General features: G+C 65.4%; 21 protein-coding genes and 1 riboswitch. Of the genes, 7 read left to right on the plus strand and 14 right to left on the minus strand.

What is annotated here, in order from left to right; translation table 11 throughout:
- The 4 genes from FMZ75_RS09685 to rpsL all read right to left on the minus strand — a co-directional run.
- On the minus strand, positions 1–345 hold a 345-nt coding region (locus FMZ75_RS09685; RefSeq protein WP_207783371.1), incomplete at its 3' end, for a GTP-binding protein.
- 44 nt (positions 346–389) lie between these two features.
- On the minus strand, positions 390–2465 hold the full coding sequence (gene fusA, locus FMZ75_RS09690) for an elongation factor G (protein WP_142862431.1): 2076 nt from the start codon (positions 2463–2465) through the stop codon (positions 390–392).
- A 35-nt stretch (positions 2466–2500) separates the two neighbouring features.
- Positions 2501–2971: a 30S ribosomal protein S7 gene (gene rpsG / locus FMZ75_RS09695; protein WP_018266642.1), complete on the minus strand. Its 471-nt coding sequence runs from the start codon at positions 2969–2971 to the stop codon at positions 2501–2503.
- Positions 2972–2983: 12 nt separating this feature from the next.
- Positions 2984–3355, minus strand: coding sequence for a 30S ribosomal protein S12 (rpsL, locus tag FMZ75_RS09700; protein WP_003610013.1), 372 nt, complete (start codon positions 3353–3355; stop codon positions 2984–2986).
- Between the two features lie 503 nt (positions 3356–3858).
- Here rpsL and FMZ75_RS09705 point away from each other — a divergent pair.
- Together FMZ75_RS09705 and hspQ are read left to right on the plus strand one after the other, a co-directional pair.
- Positions 3859–4902, plus strand: coding sequence for a CoA ester lyase (locus tag FMZ75_RS09705; protein WP_166142498.1), 1044 nt, complete (start codon positions 3859–3861; stop codon positions 4900–4902).
- A 107-nt stretch (positions 4903–5009) separates the two neighbouring features.
- Positions 5010–5342, plus strand: a complete 333-nt coding sequence (hspQ, locus tag FMZ75_RS09710; RefSeq protein WP_108918355.1) for a heat shock protein HspQ — start codon at positions 5010–5012, stop codon at positions 5340–5342.
- Between the two features lie 197 nt (positions 5343–5539).
- On the opposite strand, the gene FMZ75_RS09715 is transcribed toward hspQ, so the two are convergent.
- Positions 5540–6280 (minus strand): invasion associated locus B family protein, encoded by a 741-nt coding sequence (locus FMZ75_RS09715; RefSeq protein ID WP_166142500.1) that lies wholly within the window; start codon positions 6278–6280, stop codon positions 5540–5542.
- Between the two features lie 311 nt (positions 6281–6591).
- Here FMZ75_RS09715 and FMZ75_RS09720 point away from each other — a divergent pair, with 311 nt between their 5' ends.
- On the plus strand, positions 6592–8412 hold the full coding sequence (locus tag FMZ75_RS09720) for an extracellular solute-binding protein (RefSeq protein WP_166142502.1): 1821 nt from the start codon (positions 6592–6594) through the stop codon (positions 8410–8412).
- Complete coding sequence (locus tag FMZ75_RS09725) at positions 8409–9437, plus strand: AMP-dependent synthetase (protein WP_370464695.1); 1029 nt, start codon at positions 8409–8411, stop codon at positions 9435–9437. The genes FMZ75_RS09720 and FMZ75_RS09725 overlap by 4 nt, the downstream gene beginning before the upstream one ends.
- Positions 9438–9453: 16 nt before the next feature.
- Here the strand turns inward: FMZ75_RS09725 and FMZ75_RS09730 are convergent, their stop codons facing one another.
- Positions 9454–10512 (minus strand): quinone-dependent dihydroorotate dehydrogenase, encoded by a 1059-nt coding sequence (locus FMZ75_RS09730; RefSeq protein ID WP_166142506.1) that lies wholly within the window; start codon positions 10510–10512, stop codon positions 9454–9456.
- Positions 10509–10853, minus strand: coding sequence for a DUF952 domain-containing protein (locus FMZ75_RS09735; RefSeq protein WP_166142631.1), 345 nt, complete (start codon positions 10851–10853; stop codon positions 10509–10511). Before FMZ75_RS09735 ends, FMZ75_RS09730 begins: the two co-directional genes overlap by 4 nt.
- Before the next feature lie 202 nt (positions 10854–11055).
- Here FMZ75_RS09735 and FMZ75_RS09740 point away from each other — a divergent pair, with 202 nt between their 5' ends.
- From FMZ75_RS09740 to FMZ75_RS09750, 3 genes are all read left to right on the plus strand, one after another.
- On the plus strand, positions 11056–12285 hold the full coding sequence (locus FMZ75_RS09740; protein WP_255461796.1) for a multidrug effflux MFS transporter: 1230 nt from the start codon (positions 11056–11058) through the stop codon (positions 12283–12285).
- 192 nt (positions 12286–12477) lie between these two features.
- Positions 12478–12816 carry a hypothetical protein gene (locus tag FMZ75_RS09745; RefSeq protein ID WP_206605373.1) on the plus strand — a complete coding sequence of 113 codons (339 nt, stop codon included), beginning with the start codon at positions 12478–12480 and terminating at the stop codon, positions 12814–12816.
- 55 nt (positions 12817–12871) lie between these two features.
- Positions 12872–13156: a hypothetical protein gene (locus FMZ75_RS09750; protein WP_108918361.1), complete on the plus strand. Its 285-nt coding sequence runs from the start codon at positions 12872–12874 to the stop codon at positions 13154–13156.
- A gap of 100 nt (positions 13157–13256) precedes the next feature.
- Here the strand turns inward: FMZ75_RS09750 and FMZ75_RS09755 are convergent, their stop codons facing one another.
- The 7 genes from FMZ75_RS09755 to FMZ75_RS09785 all read right to left on the minus strand — a co-directional run bounded on the left by FMZ75_RS09755 (position 13257) and on the right by FMZ75_RS09785 (position 20243).
- Entirely contained in the window at positions 13257–14234 is a 978-nt protein-coding gene (locus FMZ75_RS09755) for a bifunctional riboflavin kinase/FAD synthetase (RefSeq protein WP_370464696.1), read from the minus strand.
- Between the two features lie 771 nt (positions 14235–15005).
- Entirely contained in the window at positions 15006–16517 is a 1512-nt protein-coding gene (gcvPB, locus tag FMZ75_RS09760; RefSeq protein ID WP_166142510.1) for an aminomethyl-transferring glycine dehydrogenase subunit GcvPB, read from the minus strand.
- Entirely contained in the window at positions 16517–17857 is a 1341-nt protein-coding gene (gene gcvPA, locus FMZ75_RS09765) for an aminomethyl-transferring glycine dehydrogenase subunit GcvPA (RefSeq protein WP_166142512.1), read from the minus strand. The genes gcvPB and gcvPA overlap by 1 nt, the downstream gene beginning before the upstream one ends.
- A 3-nt stretch (positions 17858–17860) precedes the next feature.
- Complete coding sequence (gene gcvH, locus FMZ75_RS09770; protein ID WP_166142514.1) at positions 17861–18238, minus strand: glycine cleavage system protein GcvH; 378 nt, start codon at positions 18236–18238, stop codon at positions 17861–17863.
- A complete protein-coding gene (gene gcvT, locus FMZ75_RS09775; protein ID WP_246728882.1) occupies positions 18235–19389 on the minus strand; it encodes a glycine cleavage system aminomethyltransferase GcvT in 1155 nt (384 codons plus the stop codon). The genes gcvH and gcvT overlap by 4 nt, the downstream gene beginning before the upstream one ends.
- A gap of 149 nt (positions 19390–19538) precedes the next feature.
- A riboswitch (glycine riboswitch) is annotated at positions 19539–19628 on the minus strand.
- A 96-nt stretch (positions 19629–19724) separates the two neighbouring features.
- On the minus strand, positions 19725–19892 hold the full coding sequence (locus FMZ75_RS09780; RefSeq protein WP_166142518.1) for a hypothetical protein: 168 nt from the start codon (positions 19890–19892) through the stop codon (positions 19725–19727).
- A 57-nt stretch (positions 19893–19949) separates the two neighbouring features.
- Positions 19950–20243, minus strand: a complete 294-nt coding sequence (locus FMZ75_RS09785; protein WP_109027647.1) for a ferredoxin family protein — start codon at positions 20241–20243, stop codon at positions 19950–19952.
- Positions 20244–20247 lie beyond the last annotated feature (4 nt).

Genomic DNA, 20247 nt, shown 5'->3' on the forward strand with positions numbered 1-20247 from the left:
CTGCGGCATCGGGCCGTCGGCGGCGGAGACGACGAGGATGGCGCCGTCCATCTGCGCGGCGCCGGTGATCATGTTCTTCACATAATCGGCGTGGCCGGGGCAGTCGACGTGGGCGTAGTGGCGATTGGCGGTCTCATACTCGACGTGGGCCGTCGAGATGGTGATGCCGCGGGCGCGCTCTTCCGGGGCCTTGTCGATCTGGTCATAGGCCGTGAAGGTCGCGCCGCCCGTCTCGGCCAGGACCTTGGTGATCGCCGCCGTCAGCGACGTCTTGCCATGGTCCACGTGACCGATCGTGCCGATGTTGCAATGCGGCTTCGTGCGTGAGAATTTTTCCTTGGCCATGGCCACACTCCTTAGAGAAGACTGATTCCGCGACGTTGAGACGATCAGGCGTATTTGGCCTGAACCTTCTTCGACTCCGCCTCGGGGACCTGGTCGTAGTGATCGAATTGCATCGTGTAGTTCGCGCGTCCCTGGGTGAAGGAACGCAGCTGATTGACGTAGCCGAACATATTGGCGAGTGGCACCATCGCATCGACGACGACCGCATTGCCGCGCATGTCCTGACCCTGGATCTGCCCGCGCCGCGAGTTGATGTCGCCGATGACCGAGCCCGTATATTCCTCGGGCGTCACCACTTCGACCTTCATGATCGGCTCGAGCAGCACCGAGCCGCCCTTCTGCAGCGCGTCGCGGAACGCCGCGCGCGAGGCGATTTCGAAGGCCAGCACCGACGAGTCGACGTCGTGGAAGCCGCCGTCGATCAGAGTCGCCTTGACATCGACGACGGGGAAGCCCGCGAGAATGCCGGATCCCATCACGCTGTTGATGCCCTTCTCGACGCCGGGGATATATTCCTTCGGCACCGAGCCGCCGACGATCTTCGACTCGAAGGCATTGCCGGCGCCGGGCTCGTTCGGCTCGAAAATGATGATGACACGGGCGAACTGGCCGGTGCCGCCGGTCTGCTTCTTATGCGTGTAGTCGATCTCGACGCGCTTTGTCAGCCGCTCGCGATAGGCGACCTGCGGGGCGCCGATATTGGCGTCGACCTTATAGGTGCGCTTCAGAATATCGACCTTGATGTCGAGATGCAGCTCGCCCATTCCCTTCAGAATGGTCTGGCCGCTCTCCTGATCGGTCGAGACGCGGAAGGACGGATCCTCGGCGGCGAGCTTCTGGAGCGCGATGCCGAGCTTCTCCTGATCGGCCTTGGACTTCGGCTCGATGGCGATCTCGATGACCGGCTCCGGGAACTCCATGCGCTCCAGAATCGCAGGCTTCAGAGTGTCGCAGAGCGTGTCGCCGGTGCGGGTCTCCTTGAGGCCGGCGAGAGCGACGATGTCGCCCGCATAGGCTTCCTTGATATCCTCGCGATTATTGGCGTGCATCAGCAACATGCGGCCGACGCGCTCTTTCTTGTCCTTGGTCGAGTTGAGCACGGTCGTGCCCGACTCGATCTTGCCGGAATAGACGCGGCAGAAGGTGATCGTGCCGACGAAAGGATCGTCCATGATCTTGAAGGCGAGCATGGAGAAAGGCTCGCTGTCGGACGGATTGCGCACGAGCTCGTCGCCGGTGTTCATGTCGACGCCCTTGATCGCCTCGCGATCGACGGGCGACGGCAGATAGTCGACGACCGCGTCGAGCAGAGGCTGCACGCCCTTGTTCTTGAAGGCCGAGCCGCAGAACACCGGATGGAAGGCGGTATAACGAACAGCCTTGCGGACGAGCTTCTTCAGCGTCTCCTCGCTCGGCTCCTGGCCGTCGAGATAGGCGGCCATGGCGTCGTCGTCGAGTTCGACCGCCGCCTCGATCAGCGTGGTGCGATACTCTTTCGCCTTCTCGACGAGATCGGCCGGGATATCCTCGTCATGATATTTCGCGCCGAGACCCTCGTCGTCCCAGACCACCGCCTTCATGCGGACGAGATCGACGACGCCCTTGAAATTATTCTCGGCGCCGATCGGCAGCTGCAGGCAGACCGGCTTGCCGCCGACCTTGGTGACGATATCGTCGACGCAGCGATAGAAATCGGCGCCGATCTTGTCCATCTTATTGACGAAGACGACGCGCGGAACCGCATATTTGTCGGCCTGACGCCACACCGTCTCGGTCTGCGGCTCGACGCCCTGATTGCCGTCGAGAACGCAGACGGCGCCGTCGAGCACGCGCAGCGAGCGCTCCACCTCGATGGTGAAGTCGACGTGGCCGGGCGTGTCGATGATGTTCAGGCGCTTGCCGTTCCAGAAGGTCGTCGTCGCGGCCGAGGTGATCGTGATGCCGCGCTCCTGCTCCTGCTCCATCCAATCCATCGTCGCGGCGCCTTCATGCACCTCGCCGATCTTATGGCTCTTGCCGGAGTAGTACAGAATACGCTCGGTCGTCGTCGTCTTGCCCGCGTCGATGTGGGCCATGATGCCGAAGTTGCGATAGTCTTCGATGGGATGGCTACGGGGCATTTGAGATGTCCTCGATCAGAGGGCGACGAAAAGGGTTACCAGCGATAGTGCGAGAAGGCGCGGTTCGCTTCCGCCATGCGGTGCGTGTCCTCGCGCTTCTTCACCGCATTGCCGCGGTTGTTGGAGGCGTCGAGCAGCTCCGCCGAAAGACGATCGACCATCGTCTTGTCGTTGCGGGCGCGCGCCGCCGTGATGATCCAGCGAATCGCCAGAGCCTGACGGCGCTCGTTGCGAACCTCGACCGGCACCTGATAGGTGGCGCCGCCGACGCGCCGCGAGCGAACCTCGATCGCCGGCGCGACATTCTCGAGCGCCGATTTGAACACCTGCAGAGGATCGCTCTTGGCCTTGGCCTCGATGATGTCGAAGGCTCCGTAGACGATCGCCTCGGCGACCGACTTCTTGCCGTCGTACATGATCGAGTTCATGAACTTGGTGACGACGGAATCGCCGAACTTGGCGTCCTCGATGATTTCCCGCTTCTCGGCGCGATGGCGACGCGACATCTGTCTCGCTCCTTACTTCGGACGCTTCGCGCCGTATTTCGAACGGCGCTGCTTGCGGTCCTTGACGCCCTGCGTGTCGAGCACGCCGCGCAGAATGTGATAGCGCACGCCGGGAAGGTCCTTCACGCGGCCGCCGCGGATCATGACCACCGAGTGCTCTTGGAGGTTATGGCCTTCGCCGGGGATGTAGCCGATGACCTCGAAGCCATTGGTCAGGCGCACCTTGGCGACCTTGCGGAGAGCCGAGTTCGGCTTCTTCGGCGTCGTCGTATAGACGCGCGTGCAGACGCCGCGCTTCTGGGGGCAGGCCCCGAGATGGCGGGACTTCTCGCGGTAGGTCTTCGGTTGCCGCGGCTTGCGGATCAACTGGCTGATCGTCGGCATTCCAGTTCCTTCGCTCCAGATCAGGCGCATGTGTTCGTGCGCCCGGCGAATTGGCGAATAATCGTTCGCCCGCAGGCGTTCGCGAGAACGCAAGCGAGCCGAGCGCCCTCGGCCCTTCGGCCCAAGGCGCTCCTCATGCAGAGGACCCCGTTTCCGGGGTCGTGCCTTCCTGGGAGACGCTCGCGCGCCTCATGATTACCAACTGCGTGGCAGTCTCAGGTGAGGCCGACAGCGTATAAGTTCGAAGGATCGCGAGCGCGGCGCTTGCGACGACATGAACTTACGGCCTGTCGAAAGTGGGCGGAACCTAATGGCGCTCCATCGCCGCGTCAAGCGCAGATTGTGTCATGTAGAAGAAAATTAGCAGTCAATGAAATTAAGGCGAAAGCCTCGCCATGCGCCTCCCCTCGCGAGATCGGACCATGCGCGACGCGCCCCCTATTCCCTCGACCGAAAAGACCGGCTATCGCTGCGGCCACTCCCATATGAGAAAGAGCCGCACGATGAAACTTCCCAATCAATTCTACCGTCCGCTCGCAATCGGCGCGCCGGCGCCGCTGCGCGAGCTTCCGGTCAAGGTCGAGCGGATGATCCATTTCGTTCCGCCGCATTTGGAGAAGCTGCGCGCCAAAGTGCCGGAACTCGCCCGCCAAGTGGATGTGGTGCTCGGCAATCTCGAGGACGCCATTCCCGCCGACGCCAAGGAAGCCGCGCGCAAAGGCTTCATCGAAATGGCCAAGTCCACGGATTTCGGCTCCACGGGCCTTTGGACCCGCGTCAATTCGCTGAACTCGCCCTGGATTCTCGACGATCTCATCGAGATCGTGGCGGCCGTCGGCAATAAGCTCGACGTGGTGATGCTGCCCAAGGTGGAGGGCCCCTGGGACATTCATTATCTCGATCAGCTGCTCGCCCAGCTCGAAGCGCGCAATGGCGTGACCAAACCCATTCTCATTCACGCCATTCTGGAGACCGCCGAGGGCGTGAAGAATGTCGACGCCATCGCCGCGGCGAGCCCGCGTATGCATGGCATAAGCCTCGGCCCGGCCGATCTCGCGGCCTCGCGCGCGATGAAGACGACGCGCGTCGGCGGCGGCCATCCGGACTATCGCGTGCTCGCCGACGCCGATCCGGGCCAGGGCCTGCGCGCCGCCTATCAGCAGGATTTGTGGCATTACACCATCGCGAAAATGGTCGACGCCTGCGCCTCGGCGGGCATCAAGGCCTTTTACGGCCCCTTCGGCGATTTCTCGGATTCGCCGGCCTGCGAGTCGCAGTTCCGCAACGCCTTCCTGCTCGGCTGCGCGGGCGCCTGGTCGCTGCATCCGACGCAGATCGCCATCGCCAAGCGCGTCTTCTCGCCCGATCCCGCGGAAGTGGCCTTCGCCCTGCGCGTTCTCGAATCGATGCCGGATGGCGCCGGCGCGGTGATGATCGACGGCCGAATGCAGGACGACGCCACCTGGAAGCAATGCAAGGTCGTCGTCGACCTCGCTCGCCAGGTCGCCGCCAATGATCCGGAATTCGCGGCGATCTACGGCTTCTGATCTCCGCGCGCGGGCGGTTCGCCGCCCGCGCGTTCCGCCGTTGACGCGAGCCGCGGCGCTGCGCTACCGTTTCGAACGGTGTGAAGCGTAACAACGGCGTCGATCCTATGACGAGAGAATGTAGCGCCAAATTCGCGATCGGGCAGGTCGTCAAGCATCGCCGCTATCCGTTTCGCGGCGTGATCTACGACGTCGACCCGGAATTCGCCAATACCGAAGAATGGTGGCTGTCCATTCCGGAGGAAGTCCGGCCGCGCAAGGACCAGCCCTTCTATCATTTGTTCGCCGAGAATTCGGAGACGGAATATGTCGCCTATGTCTCGGAGCAGAATCTCATTCCCGACAACTCCGGCGATCCGGTGCGGCATCCGCAGGTCGAGGAGACATTCGAGCGGGCGCCCGACGGCTATTATCGCGTGAAATCGGTCAAGCGGCACTGAGAGAGACGACTCCCGATCGGCTCCGCCCGCGGGAATGACGACGAATTCGATCCAGCTCCGTCATTGCGAGCAGAGCGATCCAGAGCCGCGAGGCGGCCCCTGCATCGTCTCGTCGCTCGCTCCTCGCAAATTGTCCGAGGAGGACGAACCCCGGCGCTCGCCCCATCGGGAGATCGAAACGCCGGTGTCCGCATATGTCACTTCCCGGCGGGCGCGGCCGGCTTCTGCTGGCTCTCGAGCTTCTTGCGCTCTTCGTCGGCTTTCTTCTGCAGCTCTTCCTGCAGCTTCTTCTGCTGCTCCTCGAGCACCTTCGGATCGACGGGCGGGCCGTCATAGGACTTGCCGAAGCCCGACAGCGGCAGAAGGAAGGTCACTTCATTATTGACCTGGTTCTTGACCACTATGGTCATTTTGTCGGCCTTCTTCATCTGGTCGATGAGCGCCGTCTTGACCTTGGCCTGCGCGAAGCAGCCATTGGGGAAGCAGATTTCGAACTCGCCGGCCTCGAGCGCGCCGGCGCCGACGGCGAAGCGGAAGCCCGGCTTCAGCAGCAGGCCCGGCGGCAGCAGCAGACGGATGATCTTGGAATCGTCGCCCTTGGGGTCATAGACCGCGAGCGCCAGCAACGGCTGGTCGGCCTGAGCGCCGAAATCGCGCGTCGTGTAGCAGATTTCCTTCTTCGACTGCTGGTCCGCGCCGCAGACCTTGGTCCATTCCGGCTGCACGGGGACGAGATCGGCCTTGATCGGCCCCTGAGGCTGCTGCTGTTGCTGAGCCGGAGCCGGAGCCGGAGCCGGCTGCTGCGCCGGAGCGGGCGCAGGGGCCGGAGCGGCAGGCTTGTGAGCCGGCGGCTTTTGCTGAGCCTGCGCCACGCCCGCCGTAACGAGGAGGGCCCCCGTCAGAACCGCAGCGAAGATCCGCGGAAATTGAATTGGCATAAGTCGTCCTTTCGAGTAGTGCACGATCGAGTGGGCGCACGGGGCGTCATTCGCCGCGAGGAAAGAGCCTCTTACCTCCCCGTCCTCGGTCTTCGCCCTGGGACGGGGCGAAAGGTAGACGGCTAGCCTCATACAAAATCGACGCGCCGAATTCCAGCGGGCGCATCGCAGCTCGAGCGAAAGCTCGGGAAACGCGAAAACGGAACGCCCAAGCCTGTGCAGCCCTCGTATTTCCAAGAACATATGTGATTATCCCGAGTTCGTCGGAGACGTCTTGTCCCGGTCCGCCCGCCCTGAAATATGGTCTGCCCATGACGATTCGAGCGATTCGCGCCGCAGTTCTCGCTACGCTTTTCCCCTTGTTCTTCGCAGGGGCGCAAGGCGCGACGGCCTTTGCAGCCGAGAGCCATGGCCTCGCAATGCATGGCGAGCCGGCTCTGCCGCCCGATTTCGACCATCTTCCCTATGCCGATCCACAGGCGAAGCAGGGCGGACGGCTGCGAATCGGCCTGCAGGGCGCCTTCGACAGCCTCAATCCCTTCAACCTCAAGGCGGGCTCCACCGCGCAAGGGCTCGAGGGCAATGTCATTCAGCGGCTGATGGCGCGCTCGCTGGACGAGCCCTTCACCGTCTATGGCGTCCTCGCGCGGTCGATCGAGGTCGATGATTCGCGCGAGCATGTGACCTTTCATCTCGATCCGCGCGCCCACTTCTCCGATGGCGCGCCGCTCACCTCGGCGGATGTGCGCTTCTCCTTCGAGTTGCTGAAGGCCAAGGGCCGTCCGCAGCAGCGCAGCGCCTATGGGCTGGTGAAGCGCGTCGAGACGCCGGACGCGCAGACGATCGTCTTCGATCTCACCGGCGCCGATGATCGCGAGCTGCCGCTGATCCTCGGCTTTCTGCCCGTGCTGCCCAAGCACGCCACAGATGTCGAGCATTTCACAGATGCGACTTTGAAGCCGCCGATCGGCTCCGGCCCCTATATGGTCGAGGATGTCGAGCCTGGCGCGCGGCTCGTGCTGAAGCGCGACCCGAACTACTGGGGCAAGGATATCCCCATGCAGCGCGGGCTCTATAATTTCGATCAGATCGACGTCAATTATTTCCGCGACGCCAATTCGCTGTTCGAGGCCTTCAAGGCCGGCGTCGTCGATTATCGCGAGGAGTCGAGCACCACGCGCTGGGCGAGCGGCTATGACTTCCCCGCCGTGCGCGACGGGCGCGTCGCCGTGGAGACGCTGCCGAGCCCGGGCCCCAAGGGCATGGAGGGCTTCGTCTTCAACACGCGGCGGGCCATGTTCCAGGACGCGCGGCTGCGCGAGGCGCTGGGCCTCATGTTCGATTTCGAATGGATCAACGCCAATCTCTATTCTGGCCTCTACACGCGCACCAAGAGCTTCTTCGACGAATCGGAGCTCGCCTCCACGGGCCGCCCGGCCAGCGAGGCGGAGCGCGCTCTGCTGGCGCCCTTCCCCGGCGCCGTGCGCGAGGACATTCTGGAAGGACGCTGGCGCCCGCCCGTGCATGACGGCACCGGCCGCGACCGCGAGCCCGCCCGCCGCGCGCTGGAGCTGCTCGGCAAGGCCGGCTACAAGCTCGTCGACAATCGGCTGGCGAAGAACGGCGATCCGCTCTCCTTCGAGATCATGGTCGCCAATCGCGACCAGGAGCGGCTGGCGCTGTTTTTCGCCGCCTCGCTGCAGCGCATAGGCGTCGCGGCGAGCGTGCGCCTCGTGGACGAGGTGCAATATCAGCGGCGCCGGCAAAAATTCGATTTCGACATGATGTTCGGGACCTGGACCGCCTCGGCCGCGCCTGGAAACGAGCAGCGGATGCGCTGGGGCTCCGCAAGCGCCGCGCAAGAAGGCTCCTATAATCTCGCCGGAGCCTCCTCTGCGGCGATAGACGCTCTCATAAGAGCGCTGCTGTCCGCCCGCGGGCGCGAGGATTTCGTCGCCGCCGTGCGCGCCTACGACCGCGCGCTGCTATCCGGTTTCTACATCGTGCCGCTCTATCACTCTTCGACGCAATGGATCGCTCATTCGACGAAAATCGCGAGGCCGTCGAAATTGCCCCGCTACTCTCCCTTGTTTGGCGCCACGCTCGAGACATGGTGGAGGACGGAGCCGTGACTCTCGCCGACAATTCCGGCCGCACGCTCACGCGCGCGCATCCGCTGACCATGTTCGGTCTCGACGCGCTGATCGCCGGCGCGGCGCGGCTGCGCCCCGCGCGTCTCGCCGCCGCCGACGCCGCGAGCGGCGCGGAGATCGACCACGCCGAATTCGACCGGCGCGTCGCCGCCTTTCGCGCCGATCTGCGCGGCTTCGATTTTCAGCCCGGCGAGCGCATCATGCTCTTCGCCGCGCCGAATATCGCGACGCTGGTCGCGCTCATCGGAATCATTTCCGCCGGCCTCGAGCCCGTGGCGGCGCCGCTCGGACTCTCGATCGGCGCGCTGGCGGCGGGCGCGCGCGCCGTCGCCGCCGCCGCGCTGATCGCGCCGGCCTCGATCGGCGGCGAGAGCCTCGAGGAGCTCGTCTTCGGCGTCGCCTCGCAAGCGCCTTCGATAAGGCTCATCGGCTCACTCGACGGAACCATAGACGGCGCCGTCGATTTCGGCCCGCGCTCGCACAGCGAGAATGATTCTCTTGCGGCGACGCGCGCCGCGCCCGCCAAGAAAGTGCTGCTCGGCGCGCTGGATTCCTATGGCGCGCCGCATTTCTACGAGCAGGCGGGGCTCATTTCCGCCAGCCTCGGCCTCATCGCCAAAGCGCATGTCAATGGCTCGGCGCCGCTGCTGTCGCTGGTCTCGCCGGGGTCGATCGGCGGGCTCGTCGCGGGACCGCTCGCCGCGCTGCTCTCCGGCGCGGCGCTGCATTTCCTCGCGCCCTTCGACGGCGCCGCTTTCCTTGCCACGCTCGACGCCATCGGCCCGGTCCGCCTCGTCGCGCCGCGCGCGGTCATGTCCGAGCTCGACGCCGCCGGCCTGCTGACCAGCGGCGCGCTTCTCGCCTGCGTCGCCGTCCACCGCGCCGGCGAGGAGGCGCCCGCCTTCGAGCCCTCGCATCCCTATTCCTGCCCGATCGTCGAGATCGGCGCCGACGGCGCCCTGCGCGCGCCCGCGCGCGCGCCGGTCGGCCGCTCCGTCTATTGAGCGGCCCTCCCCGACCCTATCCGCGCGCCCGCCGTCCGACGAGCGCCGCCAGCGTCTCGCCCTCGCGCTCCAGCGCCTCCAAAATTCCGCTCTTGATGCGCTGCACCAGCCCCGGCCCCTCATAGACCAGCGCGCTATAGAGCTGCACCAGGCTCGCCCCCGCCTCGATCTTGGCGAGCGCCGCCGCGGCCGAATCGACGCCGCCGACGCCGATGAGCGGAAACTGCCCCTCGACGCGCAGAAACGTCTCGGCGAGCATTTTCGTCGAGAGATCGAAGAGCGGCGCGCCCGAGAGGCCGCCCGCCTCTCTCGCGAAAGGCGATGCCAAAGTCTGCGGCCGCGCCAACGTCGTGTTGGAGACGATCATTCCGTCGATCTCCCGCGCCCGGGCGACGCCCACCACATCGTCGAGTTGCTCGAGCGAGAGATCCGGCGCGATCTTCAACAGAACGGGGCGCCGGCGCCGCGCTCGCTCGCGCGCCGAGAGAACGCGCGCCAAAAGCTCGGAGAGTGCGTTCTTCTCCTGCAGATCGCGCAGGCCCGGCGTGTTGGGCGAGGAGACGTTGACGGTGAAATAGCTCGCCAGCTCGGAGAAGGCCGCAATGCCGCGCTCATAATCGGCGATGCGGTCGGCGGCGTCCTTATTGGCGCCGATGTTGACGCCGACGATTCCGCCGCGCGAACGTCGGGCGAGCAGCCGCTCATAGGCGAGCGTATGGCCGACATTGTTGAAGCCGTAGCGATTGACGATTCCGCGATCCTCCGCCAGCCGAAACACGCGCGGGCGGGCGTTGCCGGCCTGCGGTCGCGGAGTCAGCGTGCCGACCTCGGCGAAGCCGAAGCCCATGGCCAGCATGGCGTCGGGAACCTCGGCGTTCTTGTCGAAGCCGGCGGCGAGGCCGATCGGATTGGGAAAATCGAGGCCGAAGGCTTGCACCGCTAGGCGCGGATCGTCGCGCGGCGGCTTCGGCGCCGGCATCAGCTGCAGAGCGACGATCGTCGCCTGATGCGCCGTCTCCGGCGGCAGACGGCGAAACAGCGAGGTGGCGAGATCGCCGAAAAGAACCTCGATCATTCGAGACGCCCCGCGAAATCATGGCCGCCGTCCGCGCGCATCGGCACGGCCGTCACTTTGGCGACGCCGGCGACGGGCAGCGTTCCATAGAGATGGGGGAAGAGATCGCCGCCGCGCGAGGGCTCCCATTTCAGCGCGTCGCCGAGCGGCTCCGCCTCCACGGCGACGAGCAGAAGATCGACGACGCCGTTGAAATAGCGCGCCGCCGTCTCCTCGACCTGCGCGCTGGTCGAGAAATGAATGTAGCCGTCGGCAAGATCGATCCCGGCGCCGGCGAAAGCGCCCGCCGCCTCGGCCTCACGCCAGAGGGAAGCGGGGAGAAGCTTGTAGATGAGGGTCATGGCGGAGAGATAGCAGGCGTTCGGGGCGCCGCGGTAGGGGGCTGGAATGAAAGGCTTGACCCATGCCGATATCAAGATATATCTTAGATCGCTCTAAACACTGACGATCCGCCATTCCAAAGCTTCGGCTCGATCCATTCCTCGAGCCTTCGAACTCGGCGCGAACGCAACGAGCGCCGAGCGAAGAGGTGAAACTCCACTCATGCAAGACACATCTTCCAGGCGCATAGCGCCCATTCTCGGGGCTCTCGGCGCTCTTGGGCCGTTGTCGATCGATATGTATCTGCCGGCCATGCCGCAGATCGCGGCGAGTCTGAATGTCGGCGAAGGACAGGTGCAGTTCAGCCTCATGTCCTTCTTCGCCGGTCTCATGATCGGCCAGCTCTTCTACGGCCCGATCTCCGACTCCATCGGCCGCAAGCCGGTCATCTACGCCGGGCTCTTCTTGTTCGTTGTCGGCTCCATCGGCAGCATCACCGCCACGACGGCAGAGCAGCTCGCCGCCTGGCGCTTCATCCATGGGCTCGGCGGCTCGGCCGGCATGGTGATGGGCCTCGCCATCGTGCGCGACCTGTACACGGGGCAGACGGCCGCCAAGCTCATCGCGATGATGATGCTCGTCCTCGGCGTCGCGCCGATTCTCGCGCCTCTGTTGGGCTCGGCGATCATCGCCGTCGCGCCATGGCAGGCTCTGTTCGGCGCGCTGGCGCTGTTCGGCGTCGCCGATCTCGTCCTGGTGTGGATCGCCTTGCCGGAGACCCGCATGGAAGAGCTTCGCGCCGCCAGCCGCCCGCTCGACGCCGCGCGAAACTACGCGCATCTTCTCGCCAGCCGCCGCTTTCTCCCTTATGTGGCGGTGGCGGCGTTCGCGCAGGCCGGATTTTTCGCCTATCTCGCCGGCTCTTCCTTCGTCTTCATTTCGCTGCATGGACTGACGCCCGCCGCCTATAGCGGCGTCTTCGCCGTCAATTCCATCGGCCTGATCGCGGCCGCGCAGACCGCGCCGCGACTGATGGGCCGCTTTCGGCCGCAGACGGTCGTGCGCGCGTCCGTCGCGGTCTATGCCGTGACGGCCGTCTCGCTGGCGGCGGTGGAAATGGCCGGCGGCGCGAGTCTCGCTGTGCTCGCCGCGTCGCTCTTCGTCATCATCGCCGCCAGGGCTGTCGTCATGCCCATTTGCAGCGTCATGGCGCTGGAATCCTATGGCGCGATCTCCGGCACGGCGTCGGCGCTGCTGGGAGCGCTTCAGTTCGGCGCCGGAACATTCGCCTCCTTCATCGTCGGCGCGACGGCCAATGGCGCGGCTCTGCCGATGATCGCCGCTATCGCCGCTTGCGGCGTCGCCGCATGTATCGTGGCGTTCGTCGCCCTTCCAAAGCAGGCTTCCGCTCTTTCGCAGGAGCGACATCGCGAACCCGCGTCGGCGCCGTGACGCCCGCGAAACTCGCTGCGATTTCCAATCAGCGCGACAGCTCGACCCGCGCGGGACGAGCTGCTCGTCTCATTTCGGATGCCCGTTCGTAGCCAAATCATCATAAGCGACTGTCAAGAATTTCATTCCCACTCGCCAGCCGATGCGCTGCGCGCCGCGCCGGCTCACTTTTTCGAGCAAAAGGCTTTTCAAATGACCCTTCCATTTCTTCTCTGTGCGTCGATCACGGCCGTCAGCGCGATGATAAGCCTCGGATTTTCCATCGCCGCGACTTTCACGGCCGCCGCTGATGTCCGAGTGGCGGCGCTCTATGCCTGCGCGAGAAGCGTCGCTCTTGCGCTGGTGAGCCTCGTTCCCTTCGTCACGGGCTCCGCGCCTTGGCTCGCGGCGACAGCTTGCGCCATGATCGTCGTTCAGGCGTGCGACGCCGCTATAGGCGTGACGATCGAGGATCGCATGAAGACCTTCGGCCCCGCCGGAACCGCGCTGGCGAACCTCGCCGCGCTCATTTGGCTTTCGAGCTCCGCTTGATTCCACGGGCCGCGAGGGGGATGCGCGCAGCCCTCCTCGCTCCTATCTTCGCCCTATGACCCCCGCCCAATTCCATGCCTCCCTCGCCGCCGCGACGCCCCCTGCCCTCTCGCCGCCGCTGCTCGCGCTGTGGAAAAACGCCAAGGGCGACTGGGACGGCGCGCATAAATGCGTCGACAGCTCCAGCAAGGCGAACGCCATGTGGGTGCACGCCTTTCTGCATCGCGCGGAAGGCGATCTCGGCAACGCCGGCTATTGGTACGCCCGCGCTGGCAAACCGGCCGCGATCGGTCCGCTCTCGCAAGAATTCGAGACGATTCTCGCCGCTCTGCTCGGATGAAATGGATCGGCCCCTCATGCTGAGGAGCCGGCGTCTCGAAGGGTCGGACGCCCCGCCTTCTGGAGCATCCTTCGAGGCTTTTTGCTACGCAAAAAGCGCCTCAGGATGAGGGGGCTGTTTGTCTCAGAGAAAGCATCTCTCGCGCCTTCGCCGCATCCGCGCGCATTTGCGCGGTGAGCGCGTCGAGCGAGGGGAATTTCGCCTCGCCGCGAATGAAGCCGATGAAGGCGACCTCCACCGTCTTGCCGTAGAGATCGCCGTCGAAATCGAAGACGAAGACCTCGAGCAGCGGCGCGCCCTCCGCCTCCACGGTCGGCCGGCGGCCGAAATTGGCGACGCCCTCGCGCAACACGCCGTCCGCCTCCAGCGTCACCGCGTAAATGCCGTGGCGCAGCTTGCTCGAAGGATCGAGCGCGATATTGGCGGTCGGAAAGCCCAGCGTGCGGCCGAGCTGGCGGCCTCGGGTCACGACGCCCTCGACGAAATAGGGATGGCCGAGCAGCTTCGCCGCCAGCGCGACATCGCCGGCGGCGAGCGCCTCGCGCGTCGCGGTGGAGGAGACCGCCTCGAGGCTGCCGGCCTCGTCCTGCGTGATCCGCGGCACGATCTCGACGATGAAGCCCAGCCGATCGCCCTCGGCGCGCAGAAACGCGGGATTGCCGGCGCGCATGGCGCCGAAGCAGAAATCATAGCCCGCCACCGCCGCCGAGACGCCGAGCCTCTTGTGGAGAATCTCCTCGGTGAACTCTCGCGGCGGGCGCGCGGCGAAGTCCTTGTCGAAAGTGAGGATCACCATTCCATCCAGGCCGAGGCGGGCGAGCATCGCGGCCTTGGCGTCCGGCGGGGTGAGGCGGAATATGACCGATTTTCCGGCGAAGCAATCGGCCGGATGCGGCTCGAAAGTGAGCAGCGCGCAGGGCTTGCCGAGCTTTTGCGCCAGAGCCTGCGCATGGGCGATGACGCCGCGATGGCCGCGATGCAGCCCGTCGAAATTGCCGATGGCGACGACAGCCCCCTCGAGCCCCGGCGGCGGGGCGAGCGGATCGCGGGCGACGATGAAAGAAGGCGCGGAAGACAAGGCGGCGTCCAAGGCTTGTGCGATGCGGGAGCCGACTCACTTTGGTTCGGAAGCCGCGCCATGTCCAGAGCGGGGCGGAGGGAAGCCATGGCGAGCGCCGAAAGTGCGCCACGTGGGTGGCCGGGACGAGCCCGGCAGGACGCCGTGAGGCGAGGAGGATGTGAGCATCCGATAGTCTTTCACCCGACCTTGACATATACTGAAAATATTCCTATCTCTCCCTCGCTCCCGTCGACGCAAGGGCGCGTTTCTCGGGTCAGGGAACGCGGGCGGGGGCCGGCTCCATCCGGGACGGCGACCCCCGTCCATGGACAGGCGGCGCGTCGCCGGACCGGTGTTTCTCTCCCGTCCACAGGGAAGAGCGAGAGCCGTTCCGTGAGCCCAAGCCTTCGGAAGCGATCGGATCTTGAATGCGAAAGCCCAGGATTCGCGGGTCTGAATGCGCCTCGGGACGTCGACGAGAAGGCAAAGCCGCGTTTCGGGACGCTCCGGAACCGACACATATTTCATAGCGCTGCGGCCAAAGGGGCCGGAGCGTCCCGAACCGCCCCTCCTCCCCCGCCGCCGCGAGGCGCCGGGCGCTTCGGCGCGGGCGGATGATAATCCTATTTTTGAAGCCGTCGCGCAGCCGTCCTGGCCGAGACGTCGCGGGGGGTGGGGAGGATGTGTGCATTCGATTGCCCCTCGAGGGGGAGGTGGAAACGCCTTACCAGGCGCCGATTCTCATTCGCCCGATCGCCCCGGGAGGGAAGCTTCGGCCCGCTCCGAGGATCAAGCGGCGCTCCAGCGCAGCCTCGGCTTGCGCGCGGCGGCGGTCTCGTCGAGACGGCGCCGCGGGGCGTAGCGCGGCGCCTGCGTGAAGCGCCGCGTCTCGCCGCGCTTCGCCGCAGCGACGAGGCTGCGCAATGTCGCGACGAAGAGATCGAGCGAGCGTTTCGACTCCGATTCGGTCGGCTCGATCAGCATGGCGCCGTGAACGACGAGCGGGAAATAGATCGTCATCGGATGATAGCCCTCGTCGATCATCGCCTTGGCGAAATCGAGAGTCGAGACGCCCGTGCCCTCGAGGAAAGCGTCGTCGAACAGAACTTCGTGCATACAGGCGCGATCGCCGAATGGCTGCGTCATCACGTCGCGCAACGCCGCGCGCAGATAATTGGCCGAGAGCACGGCGTCGCGCGACGCCTGCGCGAGCCCGTCGGCGCCATGCGACAGACTATAGGCGAGCGCGCGCACGAAGGTCCCGAATTGTCCATGAAAGGCCGCGAGCCGGCCGAAGCTCCGCGTTCCGCGCGCATGTTCGACGAGCCGCAATGTCTCGCCCTCGCGCAGCAGGAACGGAACCGGCGCGAAAGGCGCGAGACGTTCGGAAAAGACGACAGGACCAGAGCCCGGCCCGCCGCCGCCATGCGGCGTCGAGAAGGTCTTGTGCAGATTGAGATGCATGGCGTCGACGCCCATGTCGCCGGGCCGCGCGATCCCGGCTATGGCGTTGAAATTGGCGCCGTCGCAATAGAAATAGCCGCCCGCCTCATGCACGCGCCGCGCAATGGCGACGATATTGCGCTCGAACAAGCCGCAAGTATTGGGATTGGTGAGCATGATCGCCGCGACATCGGGACCGAGCGCTCTGGCGACGGCCTCCTCGCTCACCACGCCATCGGCGCCCGCCTCGATCACGCGCGGCTGAAAGCCGAGCAGAGCGGCGCTCGCCGGATTTGTGCCATGCGCCGACTGCGGAATGAGAACCGCCTTGCGTGTCGCCGCTTCGCCGCGCGCTTCCAGCGCCGCCTCGATGGCCATGAGTCCGCAGAGCTCGCCATGCGCGCCGGCTTTCGGCGAGAGCGCTATGGCGCTCATTCCGGTGAGCGTCAGCAGAAAGCGCGACAACTCCTCCATCAGCGCCAGCGCGCCTTGCGCGGTCGATTGCGGCTGCAGCGGATGCAGATCGGCGAAACCCTCGAGCCGCGCCATTTTCTCATCGAGACGCGGATTATGCTTCATCGTGCAGGAGCCGAGCGGATAGAGGCCGGCGTCGATCGAATAATTCTTGCGCGACAGACGCACATAATGGCGCATCGCCTCCGGCTCGGAGAGGCCGGGCAGGCCGATCGGCCCTTTGCGCTCGAGCGCGCCGAGACGCGGCTCCAAATGCGCCGGCTCTTCTATGTCGACGCCGCTCGTATCCTTGCGGCCGATCTCGAAGATGGGCGGCTCCTCCTGATCGAGCCCGCGATTTTTCGAGAAGGTCTCGAAAGCCGCGTCATCCGAATGATCGAGCATCAGAGCGCTCCTCTCAATGCAATGGCGAAAGCCTCGCGATCTTCCGCCGTATCGACCTCTGTGCTGGCGACGATGAGGAGATCGTCGAGCCCCGCGTCCGGCAGCAGTCGCGAGACGGGAACGCCCGCGAGCACGCCCGCCTCCGCCATATCCTCGACGAGCCGCGCGGCGTCGCATGGAACACGCAGCGTGAATTCGTTGAAGAAGCTCTCATTGAGCGTCTCGACGCCGCGAAGCTCCGCGAGCCGGTCGACGAGATCCACGGCGCTCGCATGATTTGCGCGCGCGAGACGGCGCAGGCCCGCTTCTCCGAGCAGGCTCAGATGAATGCTGAAGGCGAGCGCGCAGAGATTGGAATTGGTGCAGATATTGGACGTCGCCTTGTCGCGACGAATATGCTGCTCGCGCGCGGAGAGCGTCGCGACATAGCCGCGGCGCCCATCCGCATCGACCGTCTCGCCGATGAGGCGTCCCGGCGTCTGCCGCAGATTGGACTGGCGCGTCGCGAACAAGCCGAGATAAGGGCCGCCGAAGGAGAGCGGATTGCCGAGCGACTGGCCCTCGCCGACGACGATATCCGCGCCCATCTCGCCCGGAGGCGTCAGCAGGCCGAGCGAGACCGCCTCGGTGAAGACGGCGACGAGCAGCGCGCCGTGACGATGGCAGGCCTCGGCGATGAGCGTGAGATCGCGCAGATTGCCGAAGACATCCGGCGTCTGCACGATGACGCAGGAGACGCTATCGTCGATCGCCGCGGCGAAATCTTCACGCGCGAGGACATCCGGCGCGAGAGCGACGATCTCGTCGCCGGCGAAATGCGAGATCGTCTGAAGCGTCTGCGCATAATGCGGATGCAGACCGCCGGAGAGCACGGCCTTGCGCCGCTTGGTGATTCGATGCGCCATAAGCGCCGCCTCGGCGCAGGCGGTGGAGCCGTCATACATCGACGCATTGGCGATCTCCATGCCGGTGAGCATGGCGACCTGGGTCTGAAACTCGAAGAGATATTGCAGCGTGCCCTGCGAGATCTCCGGCTGATAGGGCGTGTAGCTGGTCAGAAACTCCGAGCGCTGGATCAGATGATCGACGCTCGCGGGAATGTGATGGCGATAGGCGCCGGCGCCGATGAAGAAAGGCGCGCTCGCGGCCGAGAGATTGCGCTTCGACATGGCGGAGAGCAGACGCTCCACCTCCATCTCCGATTTTGCGCGCGGGAGATCGAGCAGCCCTTCGAGCCGCAGCTCCTTCGGCACATCCGCGTAGAGCGCGTCGACATGATCGACGCCGATCGCCGCGCGCATCTCTGCGCGGTCGGCTTTCGTCAATGGCAGATAGCGCATGGCTCATCCCTCGCCTTCGACAAAGGAGCGATAAGCGTCTTCGTCCATCAGCTCCTCGAGCTCGGCTGCGTCGGCGACTCGCAAGGTCAGCAGCCAGCCTTCGCCGAGCGGCTCCTTGTTCACGAGATCGGGCGAGGTTACGAGCCGCTCATTGACCTCCAGCACCGCGCCGGAAATCGGCGCATAGACTTCGCTCGCCGCTTTGACGCTCTCGATCGTCGCCAGCTGCTCGCCCTTGGCGACGCGCCTTCCCGGCAGAGGCAGCTCGACATAGACGATGTCGCCGAGCTGCGATTGCGCGAAATCGGTGATTCCGACAAAGGCGACATCATCCTCGACGCGCACGAAATCATGATCCTTGGTGTAGCGTTCGCCGCTCATGATCTGTCCTTTCCGGCAGGGCCGCGGAAATAGCGATGGGGGACGAAAGGCAGGGACGTGACCTCGACCGCGACCAGATTGCCGCGAAGCCGGCTCTCCAGCATGACGCCGGGCGTGGCGAAGGGCGTCTCGACATAGCCCATGGCGATCGGACGCGAGAGCGTCGGCGAATAGCCGCCCGAGGTGAGGCGCCCGACGATTCGTCCGTCCGGGGCCGCCAAGGTCGCGCCTTCGCGCAAAGGGGCGCGGCCTCGAGGAAGAAGGCCGACGCGCTTGCGCGCGGGCCCCTCGATCAAAGCAGCGCGGATGCGCTCATAACCGGGAAAGCCGCCCTGCTCGCGCCGGCGCTGGCCGATGGACCAGGCGAGCCCGGCCTCGACCGGATCGGTCGTCACGTCGAGATCATGGCCATAGAGGCAGAAGCCCGCCTCGAGCCGCAACGAATCGCGCGCCGCGAGGCCGGCGGGCGCGACGTCGGGATGCGCCAGCAGAGCCTCCGCAAAGGGCTCGGCGAGATGGTCGGGCACGGAGATTTCAAAACCGTCCTCGCCCGTATAGCCCGAGCGCGAGACGAAAAGCCCGGCGCCGCGAAACTCCGCGGCGCGCCACGCCATGAAGGGCAATTCTACGACATTCGGGAGAAGCGTCGCGATCGCGGCGGCGGCGCGCGGCCCCTGCAATGCGATCAGGGCTCGGCCGGCGAGCACGGCGAGGCCGAGCTCGGGCAGCTCCTGTCGCAAAAAGTCGAAATCCTGTCGCTTCGCTGCGGCGTTGACGACGAGCAGCAATCGCTCGTCGCGCCCAGGGAGGCGCGTGATCATCAGATCGTCGAACACGCCGCCGTCCTCGGCGAGGAGCTGGCTGTAGCGTGTGCGCTCCGGCGCGAGATCCCTCACATCGGCGGGAACCAGAGCCTCGATCTTTTCCGCGGCGCCGCGGCCGGAGAGGATCGCCTGCCCCATGTGGGAGACGTCGAACAGGCTGGCCTTATCGCGCGTATGCAAATGTTCCGCGACGACGCCGGACGGATAATGCAGCGGCAGCTCATAACCGGCGAAGGGCGCCATGCGCGCGCCGAGACGACGATGCAGCGCATCGAGCGGCGTCTTCTCCAGCGGCGTGGGAATGCGAGGGGCGAAGCTTTCGCTCAAAGGGCGCTCCCGACAGACGGCGTTCCGCATTGGGCGGATTTCTCCGCCCGGCTCGCGCCCCCTCTGTCTGGAGACCTGAGAGATTTCCCTGCTGCGCAGGTTACGCCCTTCGGTGGGCGCGGATGGGCCGCGCCGCTTTCCAGAGTGTCTCTTTCCTCGCGGTCCTTTTGCCTGAGCGTTTCCGGGGCGGTTGCGCCTTCGGCTCCGGCGCGCGCGCCGGCCTCTCCCGCGAAGATCATCGAGACGAATAAAAGATGAGATCGAAACGCGCGCCCGTCAAGCCTCGCCGGCGACGAGCTGCTGCGTCGGTCGGTCGCGCCCCGCTCGGGGCGGCCTCATTCTTCGCAATCGGTGGACAGGACGACCTCGTCCGGCAGTCCCGCCATCACGCTCTTTTCCAAATTCACCCCGACGAGACGGGCCAAGGCTCCGTCTCCCTCGAGGATCACCACGGCTTCGCTCGGCATGTCCTTCAGCAATTCGATCAATTGCGCGACCGTCATCGAACATCCTCGCGTCTACTTTCCGACGCGCCGACACGCGGCGCGTCGGTCTCACGATCAGCCGAATTTGAACAGCACGCCATAGCCGCCGCGCGGATAATTCCACACGATGTCGCCCTGCGGCTCGCAGAGAACGCGACATGTGCCGCATTCGAGACAGCCGTCCGGCGTGATCTCGACCTGACCGGAAGCGTTCTGCTCATAGCAGCCCGCCGGACAGACCTTCGTCATCGCCAAGAGATTCTTGGATGGCGTGGTGTGCGGTTGCACGACGATATGGGGTTTTCCTTGGTCGACGAGATAGCGGTTCTGGAACAGCTTCTCCTCGACTCGCGCAGCTTGCGTCGACATCGCG

The sequence above is a fragment of the Methylosinus sp. RM1 genome (genome assembly GCF_011378635.1).
GTDB classification, from domain to species: Bacteria; Pseudomonadota; Alphaproteobacteria; order Rhizobiales; family Beijerinckiaceae; genus Methylosinus; species Methylosinus sporium.

Bases quoted from the DNA above. Each gene is read 5' to 3' on its own strand.
- gcvPB (WP_166142510.1), bottom strand. From the start codon at position 16,517: ATGCTCGATCATTCGGATGACGCGGCTTTCGAGACCTTCTCGAAAAAT.
- FMZ75_RS09715 (WP_166142500.1), bottom strand. From the start codon at position 6,280: ATGCCAATTCAATTTCCGCGGATCTTCGCTGCGGTTCTGACGGGGGCC.
- FMZ75_RS09745 (WP_206605373.1), top strand. From the start codon at position 12,478: ATGACCCTTCCATTTCTTCTCTGTGCGTCGATCACGGCCGTCAGCGCG.
- rpsG (WP_018266642.1), bottom strand. From the start codon at position 2,971: ATGTCGCGTCGCCATCGCGCCGAGAAGCGGGAAATCATCGAGGACGCC.
- gcvH (WP_166142514.1), bottom strand. From the start codon at position 18,238: ATGAGCGGCGAACGCTACACCAAGGATCATGATTTCGTGCGCGTCGAG.
- FMZ75_RS09785 (WP_109027647.1), bottom strand. From the start codon at position 20,243: ATGTCGACGCAAGCTGCGCGAGTCGAGGAGAAGCTGTTCCAGAACCGC.
- FMZ75_RS09720 (WP_166142502.1), top strand. From the start codon at position 6,592: ATGACGATTCGAGCGATTCGCGCCGCAGTTCTCGCTACGCTTTTCCCC.
- rpsL (WP_003610013.1), bottom strand. From the start codon at position 3,355: ATGCCGACGATCAGCCAGTTGATCCGCAAGCCGCGGCAACCGAAGACC.
- gcvPA (WP_166142512.1), bottom strand. From the start codon at position 17,857: ATGCGCTATCTGCCATTGACGAAAGCCGACCGCGCAGAGATGCGCGCG.
- FMZ75_RS09705 (WP_166142498.1), top strand. From the start codon at position 3,859: ATGAAACTTCCCAATCAATTCTACCGTCCGCTCGCAATCGGCGCGCCG.
- fusA (WP_142862431.1), bottom strand. From the start codon at position 2,465: ATGCCCCGTAGCCATCCCATCGAAGACTATCGCAACTTCGGCATCATG.
- FMZ75_RS09730 (WP_166142506.1), bottom strand. From the start codon at position 10,512: ATGATCGAGGTTCTTTTCGGCGATCTCGCCACCTCGCTGTTTCGCCGT.
- FMZ75_RS09740 (WP_255461796.1), top strand. From the start codon at position 11,056: ATGCAAGACACATCTTCCAGGCGCATAGCGCCCATTCTCGGGGCTCTC.
- FMZ75_RS09780 (WP_166142518.1), bottom strand. From the start codon at position 19,892: ATGACGGTCGCGCAATTGATCGAATTGCTGAAGGACATGCCGAGCGAA.
- FMZ75_RS09750 (WP_108918361.1), top strand. From the start codon at position 12,872: ATGACCCCCGCCCAATTCCATGCCTCCCTCGCCGCCGCGACGCCCCCT.
- FMZ75_RS09735 (WP_166142631.1), bottom strand. From the start codon at position 10,853: ATGACCCTCATCTACAAGCTTCTCCCCGCTTCCCTCTGGCGTGAGGCC.
- hspQ (WP_108918355.1), top strand. From the start codon at position 5,010: ATGACGAGAGAATGTAGCGCCAAATTCGCGATCGGGCAGGTCGTCAAG.